Here is a 17,503-nt window from a genome sequence, read left to right as displayed (position 1 = left end):
CAAAACCCGCAAGCATGCTCTTCAACATCGAAGGCGACGGACAGCCTCACAGCCCAGCCGGCTCGGCACAGCCGAACAGGATTGCTTGGCTCATCTGCCGGTAGCGTGCGGTGATATCCTCAGGCGATGGTGCGAAAAAGCTTTGATTGGTTCCACGGGCGCCGTCGCAAAGCAGTTGCACCACGGTCTCGACCGAAATTGGGGGCCGAAGCGTCAATTGGCCATTTGCCATGATCTGTTGGAGTAATGCAGCGAAATCGGCCTGGAAAACTGTTGCAGCTTCGACCATCTCCGGACGACATAGGCGAAACGCGTAGTCATTGACTTCGAGCGCGAAGGGTGAAAGCACCAATTTTCTTCTCGTATCGCCATATCGAACATCAAGTACCGCTGTGACGATATCAAGCACATCGGCGCCAGCCGAAAACAGCCTTGTGCCTTCGCTAAGACTGCCTTGCCGGGTCCGTTGGTTGTTTTGGCGAACCATTGCCTGGAAGGCTTCTTCCTTGCTGCTGAAGTGATGATAGAGGCCTCGGCGCGTAATATTACAATATTTTGCCAGTTTGCTCATTGTCATGGCTTCATAGCCATGATCGAGAAAACTCTGGGTAATATTGGAAACCAGGACTTCGTAAGCCGACATGCAACGCGCTTTCAACGATTCTCTCGGGTCAATCTATAAGATGCGTCGTGAATATGGAGCAAGAACAGCGAGCATTCCGTACGCGGCTGGCGGTCCCTTTGAGGATTGTTGATAGTCATGCAAAGTTCTCGTCGGAGCAATTGAGTGTGCAGCCTGACGATCCTGATCTTCAAACTTTGTCTCAATAGGGTCGATTTTCATGCCGCGCGTGCTGCTGTGTTGTCCGGCTCAAGCTTGTAGTTGAAGATGGCTACCAGCGCCAAAGCCGACGAGACGATAAGAGCGGCAGTCGATACGACGCTGAGTGCGACGCCGATCTTGCTCGGATCCCCAAGCATATCCTGGCTGAGAAACCCGACCAATGTGGGGCCGACGCCCATACCGACAAGCGTCACAATCAGGATGCCGACTGCGCTTGAGATGCCACGCATGCGGGACGGCGTGATGTCCTGAAGTGCGGGAGGACCGTTCGCAACAATGATTGTGGATAGGAATGTTGCGATGGCTATCAGGACAAGCGCGGCGTTGAGGGTCGAAGCAAAGGGCATTGCCGCGGTGAACAGCGCCGCAATCAGCGCCGCGCCGCACATAAGGATGGGGCGAGCGGCTGCAAAGCCGCGTCGAACCAGGCCATCGCCGAGTATAGCGCCAAAAATCAGCCCCGATACACTCGAGGCAATGAAGAGTGGCCCAAGGCTAAAGCCGACGGCGATGGGCGGCATGTGAAAGGTGCGGATCAACACAGTGGGAACCCATGAGCTGTAGCTATAGGCTTGGGTCGCCGCAAAGGCCAGGCAGAAATAAAGGCTCGCGAGTTCTACCCGATTATCCAAGAAATAGGCGCGGATCTCGACCGTGCCCGCTATAGGGCCCGGAGTAGCTCCGGAATGCTTGCGGGGTTCTTTAAGGCTTGCAGCCCAAAGGGCGACAGCGATGCCCGGCAGTCCGATGAAGACGAATACCATCTGCCATATGTGCTGCATGCCGGGCGGTACGAAGACGTTTCCTGCGCTCGACAATTCATGAAGAACCGTTGCTGCCAAAACGAGGGATAGGCCGGCTCCGATGAACGCGCCTGTGCTGTAAATGCTTATTGCGAGTCCGCGCCGCCGGGTGGGGAATAAATCGCTGATCAGGGAATAAGCGGCAGGTGTGAGGGCCGCTTCTCCCAATGCGACACCCGTCCGGCACAGCAAAAGAGCTCCGAAACTGCCTGCAAAACCACAAGCGGCTGTCATGATGCTCCAGAGTGCTATTCCAACGGCGGCAATCCGCACACGGTTTCCGGTATCAACCCAGCGACCCAGCGGCAATCCGGCGGTTGCCAGAACAATGGCGAAGGTGAAACCCTGAAGGAGGCCGATCTGCAGATCTGTCAGATGAAGGTCCTGTCTCAGCGGCTCCGCCAGGAGACCAAGTATTTGCCGGTCGAGATAAGACAAGGTGGAGGCGATGGTCAGAACACCCAAGGTGTAGGACGGATTAATCGGTCTTGGTAAGGGCATTCGCTCAGGTCCTCTCGGCAAACCGGTGGTTTGGCGACGACGTGAAGCGCGCTTTAGAATTCTCCGCCTCAGCGCGCGAGCACCATTCGACACCGGTCGATTTCTCAGATTGCAATAATATGAGAAACATTCTCGTTGACAAGTGACGGGCGATCCGGCATTTACTTCTCATATTTCGATAATGTGAGAAGTTTTTTAATCGTCGCCAAAGAATTGCGGGTCGGCGCAGCGCTCCCGGTCAGCAAGTGGACCGGAACGATCTGACGAGGGCTTTTGGTGGTTTCGTTGGCGGATGCGCTAGCCGGAGATCGCATTCTTGGGGCAGATGATAGAATTTCCGGAGGCATTTCCAGCTCTTGCAGGCGAGGGAACAAACGATCTGCCGTGGGACAGCGTGAGCGACATGATTTCGCGCGTTGCCTTCCCGTCTGCGGTTTTTTTCCTGGCTTCGGCGATGTTCGAGGCTCATAAGCAATCACCACGAGCCGCAGCGCTGTTTGCAACACAGCAGCGTTGGCTCCTAAGCCACGCCGCAGTCGCCCACTTTTTTCGCCCCATCGGCGATGTAGAGCCGGGTCTCAGCCGTAGAAGTCTTGGCCTTCTGGCAACCTTCCTTGGTCTTGCGAGCCGCAATACAGCCTATACCTTCTTTGATGAATCGATGAAGTATGGCGTCATTCAAGCGATCGACAGTCAGGTAGCTGGCCATCGTCGAGAGGCCAAACCATCGCTTGATTCCCTCTCTCTCCTCGCCCTCTGGTACAATCTGCATTTCCAGGCGCTCGATCTGCTCGATGGCGGACAAAGACACGTGCAATTCTCCACGCAATGGGAGAGCTTGCTTCCGTTGATCCAGCCCGTTGTGGCGAATGCTCTGTTCTTCACTCCCGAAGTGCGCACGCCAGGACCGCTCTACAGGATCTTCAGCTGGATCGATTCGGGTGGCTGGGTGATGGACCGGCTGATCGCAGGTGTCGATCGGCAAAGCTTCCCGGGACCGGAACGATATCTCACGGACGTCAACTCCATTGCATATCTGGCCCGAGCGACCGGTCTTTCGAGCGCGCATACAAGCCGCAAGATCTCGGAAGCTCAGGCGATCGGAGGACTTGGCTGGGCTGGACGGCCGGGACATTCGCCGATGTGGATTTCGCGCGGCTTCTACGACGAATATGCGGCGTTTCAGGCGCAAAAGCTGCTGATCCTCGATGGCGCGCTCGCGAACGCTTTAGGCAGTGGCTCAACGGTTTCTCGAGGAGCCCACAATTGCGAATAAGACGGTCTGTCTTCCTTGGCGTCTGCCGACATTCGCCTGCGGAAACTCCTCAAGATCTCCCAAGTCAAAAATGGATGCTGACCTCCACAGCCAACTTTATTAGTCCTGCTGCGGGAAGGGGTTGTGCTGGAAATTTTCGACCATTCCTTGCGGAATTCCTTCGAACAAGCCTGCGTACGCTGAGATTGAGGTTCATTTTGACTTTCGGATACCGTTTTTCCCGATACTGGGGACTGGCCGCGAGCGTTGCAGTGATGGCGCCGGCATGCCTTGCCTTTGCGCAGACGGCCTCGCAGGTGACGCCGCAAAGCTTCGAGCCGCAGTTGCAGAAGCAGAACAGCGGCATCGTCATTCCCGAAGCGTCCGGTCCGGTCGCGCCCAAGGGGGCGGAGAAGCTCACCGTCCGCCTGAAGGCCGTCAAGGTCGAAGGCGGGCTTCCAGGCTTTGCCGAGGATGAAGCGCGCCTGAAGAAGAACCTGACTGGCAGCCCTGTGACGGCGGCCGCCCTCTTCGAGGCGGCGGGTCAGCTCGAGCGGGCCTATGGCGCCAAGGGATACGGCCTGGTGCGTGTGGTGCTGCCGGCGCAGCGCCTGATCGATGGCGCGACCTTGCGCATCGTTGTCATCAACGGCTTCGTCGAAAGTATCGACACCTCGCATCTTCCCGACAATATCCGCGAACGCATTGCGAAAATGCTGTCGCCGCTGGTGGGCGAGAAGGGGATGTCCAACGATGAGATCGAGCGTCGGCTGCTTTTGGCCGGCGACCTGCCGGGCACGGTGCTGCGTTCGACGCTGTCGCGCGGCACGAAGCCCGGCGGCAGCGTGCTGACGATCGAGGCTCGCTACAAGCCGGTCACGGGCTTCGTCTCGGGCGACAACAATTCCACCGACGCGCTCGGCAAATACAACACCGGCGTCGGTCTGGACTTCAATTCCGTGTTCGGCTTCGGCGAGCTCTTCTATCTGAGAGCCTCTGGTGCGCCGCGTTTCGGCGGTGACGAAGGCTATTTCACCGGCGCGCCGCGCAACCGGTCCTTGGCCGGCGGTGTAACCCTGCCGATCGGCATCGACGGGCTGACGCTGAACCTTGAAGCCACCGGCTCGCGCACGACGCCGGAGGCGAGCGCATCCGGGCTGCAGTTCATGTCGGACTTCACCCGCTATTCGGCACGGCTTGCCTACCCGCTGATCCGCTCGCGCGAGTTCACATTCAACCTCAATGGCGGCTTCGATGCGCAGGACGAAGAACTGCAGCTTCTCAACGGCGGCGGCGCAACACTGTCGAAGGATCGGCTGCGCATCCTGCGCACGGGCGCGGATTTTTCCTGGTATGTATCCGGCGATGCGCTTGTCAGCGCCGGCCTGACTGGGTCTTTCGGCATCAACGGGCTTGGCGCACGCAGCACGGCCGACGCCAATGGCAGCGGCACACCCTTGTCGCGCCAAGGCGCGGACGCCGATTTCCAGAAGGTCGAGGTCAATCTCGGCTATCGCCAGCCGATCATAGAGCATCTGGTCTTCGATCTCCGCGCAAAGGCGCAGACCTCCTTCGGCCAGCCGCTGCTCAATTCCGAGCAGATCGGCCTCGTCTCCTCCTCGGGTCTGTCGAGCTTCCCGACCGGCTCGATGCAGGGCGATTCAGGCTTCGTGCTGCGCGCCGAGGCGCAGTTCCCTTTCATTGCCAGCTTCACCTTGCCGTTCGGCTGGCCGGAATTCCCGGCGCAGCAGGGAACCAGTTTGCCAGATGGAACGACCACGGCCGGCGGCGTGGTGGTTTCGCCTTACCTGTTCGGCGCCTATGGCGGCGTCAAGCTCTACCAGCCGACGGCGCTGGAAAGTGGCTTCTCGCGTGGCGCAGCCTATGGCCTCGGCCTGCGGCTGGCAGCGGCCGAGCAGGCGAGCTTCAACAGCACCGACGTCAATCTTGAATACGGCCGTGTCGAGCACTTCGGCGATGGCTCCAACGACAACCGCTTCACCGTTTCGGCGGCGTTTCAGTTTTAGGATAGCAGCGATGACCCCACAGACGAACCGTCGGACGTTTAGCAATGGAGTGCTTTCGCACGGAACCCGGACGCGCAAGGTCCGGCTCCTCGCGCTACTGGCGTCGACGGCGCTTGCCCACGCGACGGTGGCGCCGGCTCAGTCCCTGCCTTCAGGCGGGCAGGTGGCAGCAGGTAGTGCCACGATCGGGACGCCATCGGCCGGAGCTCTGACCATCAACCAGACGAGCGGTAGCGCCGTCGTCAATTGGCGGAGCTTCAATGTCGGCAAGGCCAATCGCGTCACCTTCGTCCAGCCCGATGCCAATGCCGCCATCCTCAATCGCGTGACCGGTGAGACAAGCTCGACCATATCAGGCCAGATCAATGCTAATGGCCAGGTCTATCTGATCAATCCGAACGGCATTGCGATCACCAGTTCAGGCACGGTCAAGGCAGGCGCCTTCGTCGCCTCGACGCTCGGCATCTCCGATGACGACTTCATGGGCGGCAAGAGGAGCTTTACTGGTAATGGCGCCTCTGCCCCGGTGACGAATGCCGGTGCCATCACCATCAATCGCGGCGGCTACATGGCGCTCATCGGCGGCACGGTCGCCAATTCCGGCGTCATCACTGTGCCGATGGGCAAGGCGGCCCTCGGATCCGGCGAACAGGCGACGCTGGATCTGTCCGGCGACGGCTTCCTCCAGGTGGCGGTACCGACCAAGGCTGGCGGCAGTGGGGCGTTGGTCGACAACAGTGGCAAGATCGCAGCCAGGGGCGGCACGGTGCAGCTCACCGCCGCCGCGGCCAAGGACATGGCGCGGCAGGCGGTCAACATGTCGGGCACGATCGAGGCCAACGGCGTTTCCGGCAAGAGCGGCGATATCACGCTCACCGGCGGCGACGGCGAAGTGGCGGTTTCGGGCACGCTCGATGCCGGCAATGCCGCCGGTAAGGGCGGCAAAGTCACCGTGACGGGCCGGTCGATCAAGCTTGCCTCCGCCGAGGTCAACGCGTCCGGCAAGACCGGCGGCGGTACGGTCAATATCGGCGGTAACCGTCAGGGGAAGGGCCCGCTGCAGCATGCCGAGACGCTTGATGTCGACGCCCATACTGTCATCAATGCCGATGCAGTCACCACGGGCACCGGCGGCGATGTCGTGCTGTGGTCGGACGACCTGACGAACTTTGCCGGCACGATCAAGGCCAAGGGTGGCGCAATCTCGGGCAATGGCGGCGAGGCCGAGGTATCGGGCAAGGCGAAGCTTTCCTATACCGGTCTTACCGATCTGACGGCGGCGCATGGTTCCGTCGGCAATCTGCTTCTCGATCCCTACAATGTAACGATCTCGACGGGGACAGGCAGCAACACGGATGGCGGCTTTAACGCCACCGGCAACGACAGCGTCATCAATGTCAACACGCTGACCAACGCGCTCGCGACCGCCAACGTCACGGTCACGACCGGATCGTCGTCGGATGCCACCAATCCGCAGGCCGGCACGATCACCGTCGCAGCGCCGATCAACTGGAGCGCGCTCACCACGCTGACGCTCGCGGCGGCATCGGACATCAACATCAACAGCGCGATCACGGCGAATGGCGGCCTCATTGTCTCTTCCGGCGGTACGATTTCTGCTCCGGCGGACGTCAATGTCGGCGCCTTCGTGCTGGCAGCGGGCAACTGGGTGCAGAACAGCGGAACGCTGCCCGCCTTCTCGGCCAAGGACTTCCGCATCACCGACGGCGCCTCGTTCCTGCGCGTCACCGGCGGCGATGGCACCAGCGCCACACCCTACACGGTCAGGGATGTCTATGGCCTGCAGGGCATCGGCTCATCCAGCGACTATCTCTCGGCCAACTGGAAGCTTGCAGGTGATATCGACGCCTCAGGCACGGCCATCTGGAACAATGGTGCGGGGCTAAAGCCCATCGGCGATGATAACATCACTTTCACAGGGCGTCTCGACGGCGCGAGCCATACGATCACCGGGCTGACCATAAACAGGCCGAACACCAACACCGTTGGCCTGTTCGGCATTATCGGCCAGGGCGGTGGGGTCTCTGGTCTTGGCCTGGTCAACGCCAGTGTTTCGGGCCGATCGATGACCGGCGGGCTCGCGGGCTCAAACGCCGGCGGGATCGTCCAGTCCTATATCAGCGGCAGCGTTTCAGGGGTGACTCATACCGGCGGCCTCGTTGGTTATAATACAGGTGCGATCAACCTATCCTACTCGACTGCCTCGGTCTCGGGAGCCTCGAATGTTGGCGGCCTGCTCGGCATGAACTTCGGTACGATGAACCAGGTTTATGCATCCGGCGCGGTCTCAGGGATGGGCAATTTAGGTGGCCTTGTCGGTGGGAACATCGGCACGGTCGTGGCGTCTTACTTCGATATGAGCACGACCCTGCAGTCGTCAGGTGTTGGTAATGGTTCCACCTCCGGCATCAGCGGCTTGAATTCGGCGCAGGCGCGCAACGCATCGAACTATTCGGGCTGGGATTTCAACGCCTACTGGTACCAGTCCGGAGACCTGCGCCCGATCCTGCGTTCGGAAGCGGCGGCAGCCGACGCAAACGGCGTCGTCACCATCTCCAACCTGCACCAGCTTGCGCTGATGGGCGCGAACCTGGCGGGTAACTACAAACTCGCGGTCGATATCGACGCGGGCGCCGCGGTTGGCACCAATGCTGCCGACATCTGGTCGACCGGCGGCTGGGTGCCCGTCGGCACCTACGGCGCCGCCTTTACCGGCGTCTTCGACGGTGCGGGCCACACTATTACCGGCCTGGTGGTCAATCGAGCGGCTAGTTTTCTCGGGCTGTTCGGTAACGCGGCGGGAACCATCCAAAACATCGGGCTGGTCGGCGAAGCCATCAATGGCTACTCTTATACAGGCGGTTTGGTTGGATACAATACCGGCACCATCAGCAACGCTTACACAACTGGTACGGTGAACGGCAGCCAGGATGTTGGCGGTTTGGTTGGCTACAATTCCGGTTCGATCAGCAATAGCTACGCCACCGCCGCGGTCTCCGGTGGCTATGAAGTCGGTGGATTGGTCGGCTACAATCATGGATCGATCAGCAATAGTTACGCTACGGGCGCAATCTTCGGTTCGGGCTCGGACGCTGGCGGCCTGGCCGGCTTCAATGATCGCACAATCAAATTTGCCTATGCCACCGGTTCCGTAACCGGCAATACATATGTTGGCGGACTGGTGGGCTACAATGATTCCGGAAGCTCCATAGACAACGCCTACGCTTCCGGCGCGGTTAACGGGAGTGTCGCTGTTGGGGGCCTGGTGGGCCGAAATTTCTACAGCACCATCACCAACAGCTTCTGGGATGTCTCCACAACCGGCCGATCCAGTGGTTACGGCCAGTCCTTTTCAGGCACGTTTTCGGCGATCGGCCTCACCACCGGGCAGGCGCGTAGCGCGTCGAGCTATTCCGGCTGGGATTTCGGGGGCGTCTGGTATCAGGCCGGGGACATGCGCCCCATCCTGCGCTCGGAGGCCGCGACCACGGATTCGAACGGCGTAGCCAGCATCTGGAATCTCCATCAACTGGCGCTGATCGCTGCGAACCTTAACGGCAACTACACGCTCGCCAACGATATCGACGCCAGCGAGACGTCGGGCGCCAACGCCTCCGGCATCTGGTCGACAGGCGGCTGGGTGCCGCTCGGAAACACCAACACGATGTTCAGAGGCAGCTTCGACGGCAACAACCACACCATCAACGCCCTCACTGTGACCGGCTACGACCAAGTTGGTTTGTTCTCAGTCTCGGCAGGCTCGATCAGCAATCTTGGGCTCGTTGGCGGATCGGTCGCTGGTGTCCGCACCGACGTCGGCGCGCTGGCCGGCTGGAACTACGGCACGATCAGCAATTCCTACAGCACCGCTACGGTCTCCGGCAATTTTGACGTTGGCGGGCTGGTCGGCATAAACTACGGCACGATCAGCAGCTCCCATGCCGCCGGAGCCGTCAGCGGTGTTACCGGCTTTATGGGTGGGCTGGTAGCCTACAACTACGGCACGATCACAAACGCCTATGCCAACGGTGTCGTCAGCGGCAGCGCTACCGGTGCGGGTGGGCTGGTGGGCCTCAACGCCGCTATGGGCGTGATCAGCGGCGCCTATGCGACCGGCTCGGTCAGCAGCAGTAGCTATGCTGTGGGTGGACTGGCGGGCTCCAACCTCGGCACGATCACCAACACCTATGCCAGCGGCGCTGTCAGTGGCTCTGACAAGGTGGGTGGGCTCGTAGGCGGGAACTACGGCAGTGCTACGATCAGCAACAGCTACGCCATTGGTGCGGTCAGCAGCGGCGGCGGGCTGATCGGCGAGAATAACGCGACTGTCACGGCTTCGTTCTGGGACACGGCCACGACCGGACAAGCCTCGGGCATCAATACCGGCTCCTCCGCCGGCATGACCGGCCTTACCACCGCACAGATGCAGAATCCCTTCAGCTTCATCAATGTCGGCTGGGATTTTGCCGGCATCTGGGGCAAATCGACGAGCGGCGCGAATGATGGCTACATGATGCTGCGCTCGCTCAGCACAGGGTTTTATGATGACTATGTCGCGATCGGCAACGGTACCCGTACCTATGGCGACTCGAATGCCACGATCACCGGCGCGACGCTGACGGGAGTCGGCACAGGCAATGTTTCACTCACCTGGGGCAACGCCATCGCGTCTACGACGAACGCCGGAACCTATAATTATTCGGACCCCGACATCGTCTCGGTGACGGAGATCGGTCCCCGCACGGCCTATGTCGATTATAGCGGCGCACTGACGATTTCGCAGCGCGTGCTGAGCCTGACGGGCGGTCGCACCTATGACGGCAGCACCGATGTCGCGGCTGGCAATCTGACGCTCGGCAATCTCGCCAACGGCGAGACCCTGACGCTAACAGGTGCGGGCTCCATGGCCGACAAGAATGTCGGCACCGGCAAGGCACTGTCGCTTGGGACCCTGCTGTTCGGTGATGATACCGGCCTGGCCTCGAACTATGTTCTGGGCACGGGTACGGTCGATATCACCAAGGCTAGCATTGCCTCGATTACCGGCATCACCGCCGACAACAAGACCTATGACGGCAATGCGAACGCGACGCTCAACACTTCGAGTGTGGTCTTCAATGGCATGGCGGCGGGCGATAGCTTGAGCCTCGGCAATGGCGTCACCGGCGCCTTCTCCGGCAGGAATGCCGGCACCGGCAAGACGGTGACGATCTCCGGCCTCATGCTCGATGGTACGGATGCCGGCAACTATACGCTTGCCCTGGATACGGCGACGACGACAGCCGATATCACCAAGGCGACGATCTCTTCGATCAACGGCATCACCGCCGCGGGTAAGACCTATGACGGCAACACGAGTGTCGTCCTGAACACCTCTGGTGCGGGCTTCTCCGGCATGGTGGGTGGAGACGTGCTGACGGTTGCGACCTCGACCGGCGCCTTCTCCGACAAGAATGCCGGCACTAAGGTGGTCAACATCTCCGGCTTGACGCTTGGCGGCGCCGACGCAGGCAACTATACGCTCGCTTTGGATACTGCGACGACGACGGCCGACATCGCCAGGGCGACGATCTCCTCGATCACCGGCATTACGGCGAACAACAAGACCTATAATGGCAACACGACTGCCGTGCTGAACACGTCGGGTGCGGGTTTCACCGGCATGATTGCGGGTGACACGCTGACGGTTGCGACCTCCACCGGCGCCTTCTCCGACAAGAATGCCGGCACCGGCAAGACGGTCGGTATCACCAGTTTGACGCTCGGCGGTACTGATGCGAGCAACTACACGCTCACCTCCGACATCGCAACGACGACTGCGGATATCGCCAAGGCCTATGTGGCTTTCGGCGGCACCAGCGTCAACACCAAGACCTATGACGGGACGACCGCAGCCACCGTCAATATCTACACGATACCGATCAGCGGCGATGACATGCATGTTGGCTACACCAGCGCCAACTTCTCCGACAAGAATGCCGGCATGTCCAAGACGGTCGCCATCGATGGACTTTATATAACCGGCGCCGACGCCAACAATTACCAACTTGGCATCACCAACACGACCAGCTACGGCACCATAACCCCTGCCATCATCTCTGCGATCACCGGCATCACCGCCGGCAACAAGACCTATGACGGCACGACCAATGTGGCGCTGAACACTGCGGGCGCCGTCTTCAATGGCATGATCGCAGGCGATAGCCTGACGGTCGGCACCGCGCTCGGCGCCTTTTCCAATGCCAATGCCGGTACCGGCAAGACGGTCGGCATCTCCGGACTGACGCTTGGCGGAGCCGACGCGCAGAACTACAGGCTGGATACGAGTACGGCCACGACGCTCGCCGATATCGGCCAGCGTGTCGTCAACCTCTCGGGCAGCCGCACCTATAACGGTTCGACGGATCTCGATGCCTCGATCTTCACGCTGTCGAACCTGGTCGGCGGCGAAACGCTGACGCTGTCCGGCACCGGCACCATGGCCGACAAGAATGCCGGTTCGGGCAAAGGCGTGACGCTTGCGTCGCTGGCTCTGGGCGATGGCACGAATGGCGGCCTTGCCTCGAACTACACGCTGGCGGGCGGTACGGACGCGGTCGATATCGCCAGGGCTATGATCTCATCGATCGGCGGGATCACCGCCAACGGCAAGATCTATGACGGTACGACGGACGCGACGCTGAACACGGCGGGCGCTGTCTTCAACGGCATGGTGTCGGGGGACGCGCTTTCACTGGGCAATGGCTTCAGCGGCGCCTTTTCCGACAAGAATGCCGGCACGGGCAAGACGGTCACCATCTCCGGCCTGTCGCTCGCCGGCGCGGATGCCGGCAACTATACGCTTGCTTACAACACGGCCACGACACTTGCCGACATCGCCAAGCGCGCTATCACGGTCACGGCCGACGGCGTACACCGTACCTATGGCGATGCCAATCCGCGCCTCACCTATACCGTCGGCGGGAGCGGCCTCGTCAATGGCGATACGCTCTCAGGGGCGCTGGCCACCTCCGCGACGACGGCGTCGGGGATCGGCAACTATGGCATCACGCTCGGCACGCTTGCTAACTCGAACTACGACATCAGCTTTACCGGTGCCAACCTGACGGTCACTCCGCGTGCGATAACGGTGACGGCGGATGCCAAGTCGAAGATCTATGGCGATACCAACCCGGCGCTGACCTATACAACCTCGGGCTTGGTCAACAACGACACGCTCTCCGGATCGCTTGTGACGTCAGCAGGACAATATTCCGGCGTGGGCGGCTACGGGATCACTCTCGGCAGCCTCGGCAACGCCAATTACGCGATCACCTATAATGCGGCCAATCTGACGGTCACTCCGCGTGCGATAACGGTGACGGCGGATGCCAAGTCGAAGATCTATGGCGATGCAAACCCGGCGCTGACTTATACAACCTCGGGCCTGGTCAACGGCGACATGCTCTCCGGATCGCTTTCGACCGCGGCTGGGCAGTATTCGAATGTTGGCAGCTATGGCATCACTCTTGGCAGCCTTGGCAATGCCAACTACGCGATCACCTATAATGCGGCTAATCTGACGGTCACTCCGCGGGTGATGACGGTAACGGCGGATGCGAAGTCGAAGACCTATGGCGATGCAAACCCGACGCTGACTTATACAACCGCGGGTCTGGTCAATGGCGACATGCTCTCCGGTTCGCTATCGACTTCGGCTGGGCAATATTCGAATGTGGGCGGTTACGGGATCACTCTCGGTGGCCTCGGCAATGCCAATTACGCGATCACTTATAATGCCGCCAACCTGACGATCACTCCGCGTGCGCTAACCGTTACGGCGGATGCGCTGTCGAGAGCCTATGGTGATGCCAATCCGACGCTGACCTACACGACCTCGGGCCTGGTCAATGGCGACATGCTCTCCGGCTCGCTTTCGACGTCAGCAGGGCAATATTCCGATGTCGGCGCCTATGCGATTGCCCAGGGTACTCTGGCCAATGCAAACTACGCCATTAGCTATACGGGTGCCAATCTCACCGTAAACCCGCGGGCACTGACAGTGACGGCGGGCGCGCTGTCGAAGATCTATGGCGATGCCAATCCGATGTTGACCTATACCGCGAACGGTTTGGTCAATGGTGACACGCTGTCCGGATCACTCGCGACCACGGCGGGGCAATATGCAAATGTCGGCAGCTACGCCATCACCGGCTCCTTCTCGGCGTCAAGCAACTACGCGCTGACCTATGTTGGAGCCAATCTGAGCGTGAACCGACGCGCGATCACGGTCACGGCGGATACGCTGTCGAAGACCTATGGCGATGCCAACCCGGCGCTGACCTACACGGTCGGAGGAGCGGGCCTGGTCAATGGCGACATGCTGTCCGGATCACTTTCGACCACGGCAGGGCGGTATTCCAACGTCGGTAGCTACGCCATCACCGGCTCCTTCTCGGCGTCGAGCAATTACGCCCTGACTTATGTCGGAGGTAGCCTGAGCGTGAACCAACGCGCGCTCACGGTGACGGCGGAAGCGAAGTTGAAGATCTATGGCGATGCAAACCCGGCGCTGACCTACACGGCCTTGGGCTTGGTCAACAACGACGCGCTTTCCGGTTCGCTTTCGACCACGGCGGGGCAATATTCCGATGTCGGTGCCTACGCGATCACGCAAGGGTCGCTGGCCAACGCCAATTACGCAATCAGCTACATGGGCGCAGACCTCACGGTGAACCAGCGTGCCATTGCGGTCGCCGCCGACTCACTTAGCCGCCGCTATGGCCTCGCCAATCCGGCACTGACCTATACAGTCGGGGGTGCGGGCCTGGTCAACGGCGACAGGCTTTCGGGAGGGCTCGCCACGTCCGCGACCGGTCTCAGCGAGCCGGGTGCCTATGCGATCACCCAGGGCACGCTGCTGGCGTCCGCCAATTATCGCATGAACTTCGTTCCAGGCGTGCTGACCGTGGAAAAGGCCGCCAACCCCGAACCAGGCACACAGGCAAGCTCCGTGATGCCGAGCTTCGATGCCGGCCGCTTTGCGCCGATCCGGCCGGTCTCCGACGGCACCGAAACCGCGGATGGCAGCCACGACGTGATCACCGATCCACGCTTCGAGGGCACGTTCGTCTGCCTCGACAATGGCAACGGCTGCGTCTCGCTTCCGGGCCAGGCGACCCCGTAGCCACGATATACAATCCGCCGGACGCTGGCCGTCCCGGCGGACTGAACCGTCATGCACGGTCTGATCCCAACCATATGAAAGGAACCTATTCCAATGACCTCATCCCGCTATTTGCCGAAGGCTTCAGTACTGGCGGCAATGCTCGCTCTCGTCGGCGGTACCGCCACCGCCGCTCCGCTGCCGGGGGGGGCCAGCTCGCTGGTCGAGACCTACGACGATTGGGGCGTCGTGTGCCAGATGCAGGCCAACGCTCCATCCTGCCTCGCCCGACAGGTCCAAACCAGCAATCAGACGAAGCAGACCGTCCTGGCTGTCGAGATCGGCAAGGCCTCCGACGGCAAGTTTCGGGGCACGCTGGTGCTGCCGCTGGGACTGGCGTTGCCCCAGGGTGCTCAATTGAAGATCGACGACGCCGTTCTCGGCAATACTCTGCCGTTCTCGACCTGCCTGCCAGAAGGCTGCCTTGTGCCGCTGACCTTCGAAGCAGACACGATTGCAAAGCTCAGGACCGGCAAGGCCCTCAACGTCACCGTTTCCGCTGCCAGCCCGGCCCAACCGCTGGCCTTGGCCGTCTCGCTAAAGGGCCTTGCCGGCGCGCTCAATCGCATCGCCGACCTTACCAAATAGCGCTCCCACCCTCCGATGGCTGCAAGCATCTGGAAGTTCAGAATCATGGGAAGTCTGCTACAGCTGCCGGCGATAATCTCTAAAACGCCATCACGGATGCCGACGCATGGGGAGGGTATCAGACAAGATTGTATTGACTTTCAATTGCCTGACTGAGGACTCAGGGGGCGGAAAATGTGGGTCTTCGGTTCACCCGCCTTCAAGAGCCGCAATTCAGATGAGCTTAACACCTCCGTCATCAGGAGAGACCGTACCAAGCGCCGCGGCCGGCACCGTGCAGGGCGAGGTGCCCTTGATCCACGAGTGCCTTGAGATGATCCTTAATTGTGTGACGGCTTGCATTGGTGATCCGTGCAGCCTGCGCGACCGTGATCCGCCCGTGCTCGCGCGCCAACTCGAGCAATGCGACGGATAATTCCGGCATGTCGGCTAAAATAATACGCTCGCGCTCCATTTTCTTCTCAAGCCGGGTCTTCTGCCGATGCAGGGCTCTTAAAAAGAACTCGATCCAGGGATTCCGGTCTGGCTCGGCGCCGCGGATCGTTCCCTGTGTGCGGCGAAGCGAGATGTAATAGCTCTCCTTGCTTTGCTCGATGATGCTTTCGAGCGAGCTGTAGGGGACGTAAGCGTAACCGGCCCGCAGGAGCAGCAAGGTTGTCAGAATGCGTGATAGGCGGCCATTGCCATCCTGGAACGGATGGATTTCTAGGAAAACCACAACGAAGATCGCGACGACCAAAAGTGGATGGAGCCGTTTTTCACGCCCTTGCTCATCCAACCAAGCGATCAGTTCTTCCATTCGACGCGGCGTATCGAACGGCGATGCCGTTTCGAAAACGATACCGAGGCTCTCGCCCTGTTCGTTAAACGCTTCCACGTTGTTGGAAAGGGTTTTGTAGGCGCCGCGATGCCTCTCATCCTTTATCGAATGCGCAAGAAGGTCGCGGTGGAGCTGACGGATATGATTCTCGGTGAACGATATAGCTTCGTGAGCACTGAAAATGGTCTCCATCACCTCCGCATAGCCGGCAACCTGTTGCTCGTCGCGTGTTGTAAACGACCCCAAGCGAATGTTTGCCAGCAGCTTTTCGACCTCTCGGTCGGTGAGGCGTGCTCCTTCGATACGTGTTGAGGAACCGACGCTTTCGATCGTGGCGACGCGCCGGAGGCTGGACAGCCGCTCAGGCGCGATCCGGCCGATCGCTCGCCAGGCACCTTTGAATTCGTCTATTTCGGCGATCAGCGACAGGATTTCGGGCGTGATCCGGACGGTCGCTGTGTTGAGAAATCCCATTCTTTCATCCATTCCCATCCAATTCGCGAAACACTCTTATGCACCATTTATTCATCCGTTTCCATCCATTCTCAGAAGAGAGTTCGCTGAATTTGTCCGTCGTGAGCTAAATGACTAGCCATTCCTCACCTGCGCTGATCCAGACTTTTGCGGCGAGATGAGGGACGATGTATGAGGACTACAGCTATTAGCGGTTCGTATCCGCTCAAGAGCGCAATTCTGTTCTAGCGCTCATGCATTGCGTTCTCTGCCACTTCGACCAAAGGCGAAAAAACATGCTCCAGAATGCGCCGTCTACCCGTCCTAATTTCGCCCGTAACAGCCATGCCAGGCGGTAGGTTGATCGTCTGGCCGTCGGCGACGATCCGAATGAGTCAGCCCGCGCCCGCCCTCGGTAACCAGATAGGTTTCGGCTGACTTCAATCCGTGGACATTTGCCAGCGTCGCACCCGCTTCTGACCAGGCTGAGACGAAGAGGAAAGCTTGGTCGCGCTCGTGTTCGAGGATGAGCCCTACCCAGGCCGAGCACAGAACACAGCCCGTGTCGAAAATGACGATACTGTCTTCGTCTCGGTCACGACTCTATGTTGCTATTCGCAAATCACCTTTTCCATCTGGATCGCTCCTTGGCCAAGACCCACTAATTCTGTTGGGTCCCAAAGCTTCTCAGACCACCCAGCCTTCAGATAAAAGCCTACCGCGTCAGGGGCAGCATTAACGCGGAGAATGCGGACCCCGCGTCTTTTGGCCTCTGCCTCAATGAAATTGTTTAGCCTGAGACCGTATCCCTTTCGCTGTTTGTGCTGAACGATAGCAACAAGTCTCACTATGCCAGTTTCGCCCCGTTCATCCAGCCGCGCCACCCCGAGCGGCTCTTCGTTCTCAAACAGAAGGAAGGGTGTATTTCCATCGGCGCGATCATCTGGGTGGTTCTCATCGTAAGAGATCGAATGCCGACCCGGCGC

Annotated in this window: 9 protein-coding genes; 4 read left to right on the top strand and 5 right to left on the bottom strand. The window is 60.1% G+C overall.

The features are described 5' to 3' along the window. Positions 1–46: 46 nt before the first annotated feature. On the bottom strand, positions 47–643 hold the full coding sequence (locus tag GA0061101_RS33960; RefSeq protein ID WP_047557250.1) for a TetR/AcrR family transcriptional regulator: 597 nt from the start codon (positions 641–643) through the stop codon (positions 47–49). A 197-nt stretch (positions 644–840) separates the two neighbouring features. Next, positions 841–2,148 (bottom strand): MFS transporter, encoded by a 1,308-nt coding sequence (locus GA0061101_RS33955; RefSeq protein ID WP_245297632.1) that lies wholly within the window; start codon positions 2,146–2,148, stop codon positions 841–843. Positions 2,149–2,473: 325 nt separating this feature from the next. On the opposite strand from GA0061101_RS33955, the gene GA0061101_RS33950 reads away from it, so the two are divergent. The 4 genes from GA0061101_RS33950 (at position 2,474) to GA0061101_RS33935 (ending at position 15,244) form a co-directional block, all read left to right on the top strand. Further along, positions 2,474–3,424, top strand: a complete 951-nt coding sequence (locus GA0061101_RS33950; RefSeq protein WP_245297635.1) for a hypothetical protein — start codon at positions 2,474–2,476, stop codon at positions 3,422–3,424. A 254-nt stretch (positions 3,425–3,678) separates the two neighbouring features. Beyond that, a complete protein-coding gene (locus GA0061101_RS33945; RefSeq protein WP_245297631.1) occupies positions 3,679–5,430 on the top strand; it encodes a ShlB/FhaC/HecB family hemolysin secretion/activation protein in 1,752 nt (583 codons plus the stop codon). Between the two features lie 10 nt (positions 5,431–5,440). Beyond that, the gene (locus tag GA0061101_RS33940; protein ID WP_092576764.1) at positions 5,441–14,617 is read left to right on the top strand and encodes an MBG domain-containing protein; all 9,177 of its coding nucleotides are present in this window, start codon (positions 5,441–5,443) and stop codon (positions 14,615–14,617) included. 93 nt (positions 14,618–14,710) lie between these two features. Further along, entirely contained in the window at positions 14,711–15,244 is a 534-nt protein-coding gene (locus tag GA0061101_RS33935) for an invasion associated locus B family protein (protein ID WP_092576761.1), read from the top strand. A gap of 238 nt (positions 15,245–15,482) precedes the next feature. Here the strand turns inward: GA0061101_RS33935 and GA0061101_RS33930 are convergent, their stop codons facing one another. The 3 genes from GA0061101_RS33930 to GA0061101_RS33920 all read right to left on the bottom strand — a co-directional run. Continuing rightward, a complete protein-coding gene (locus GA0061101_RS33930) occupies positions 15,483–16,556 on the bottom strand; it encodes a Fic family protein (protein WP_092576758.1) in 1,074 nt (357 codons plus the stop codon). Positions 16,557–16,841: 285 nt separating this feature from the next. Further along, positions 16,842–17,090, bottom strand: coding sequence for a thiol-disulfide oxidoreductase DCC family protein (locus tag GA0061101_RS41200; RefSeq protein ID WP_425350043.1), 249 nt, complete (start codon positions 17,088–17,090; stop codon positions 16,842–16,844). Between the two features lie 38 nt (positions 17,091–17,128). After that, positions 17,129–17,503 (bottom strand): GNAT family N-acetyltransferase (locus GA0061101_RS33920; protein ID WP_141694087.1); only part of this gene is annotated, 375 nt, incomplete at its 5' end.

The organism is Martinezella lusitana (assembly GCF_900094565.1).
Taxonomy (GTDB): domain Bacteria; phylum Pseudomonadota; class Alphaproteobacteria; order Rhizobiales; family Rhizobiaceae; genus Rhizobium; species Rhizobium lusitanum.
This window is presented reverse-complemented; position numbering and strand designations above follow the sequence as displayed.

What these genes read in the sequence shown, in the direction of transcription:
- GA0061101_RS33960 (WP_047557250.1), bottom strand. Translation starts at nt 643, where the DNA reads ATGTCGGCTTACGAAGTCCTGGTTTCCAATATTACCCAGAGTTTTCTC.
- GA0061101_RS33955 (WP_245297632.1), bottom strand. Translation starts at nt 2,148, where the DNA reads ATGCCCTTACCAAGACCGATTAATCCGTCCTACACCTTGGGTGTTCTG.
- GA0061101_RS33950 (WP_245297635.1), top strand. Translation starts at nt 2,474, where the DNA reads ATGATAGAATTTCCGGAGGCATTTCCAGCTCTTGCAGGCGAGGGAACA.
- GA0061101_RS33945 (WP_245297631.1), top strand. Translation starts at nt 3,679, where the DNA reads ATGGCGCCGGCATGCCTTGCCTTTGCGCAGACGGCCTCGCAGGTGACG.
- GA0061101_RS33940 (WP_092576764.1), top strand. Translation starts at nt 5,441, where the DNA reads ATGACCCCACAGACGAACCGTCGGACGTTTAGCAATGGAGTGCTTTCG.
- GA0061101_RS33935 (WP_092576761.1), top strand. Translation starts at nt 14,711, where the DNA reads ATGACCTCATCCCGCTATTTGCCGAAGGCTTCAGTACTGGCGGCAATG.
- GA0061101_RS33930 (WP_092576758.1), bottom strand. Translation starts at nt 16,556, where the DNA reads ATGGGAATGGATGAAAGAATGGGATTTCTCAACACAGCGACCGTCCGG.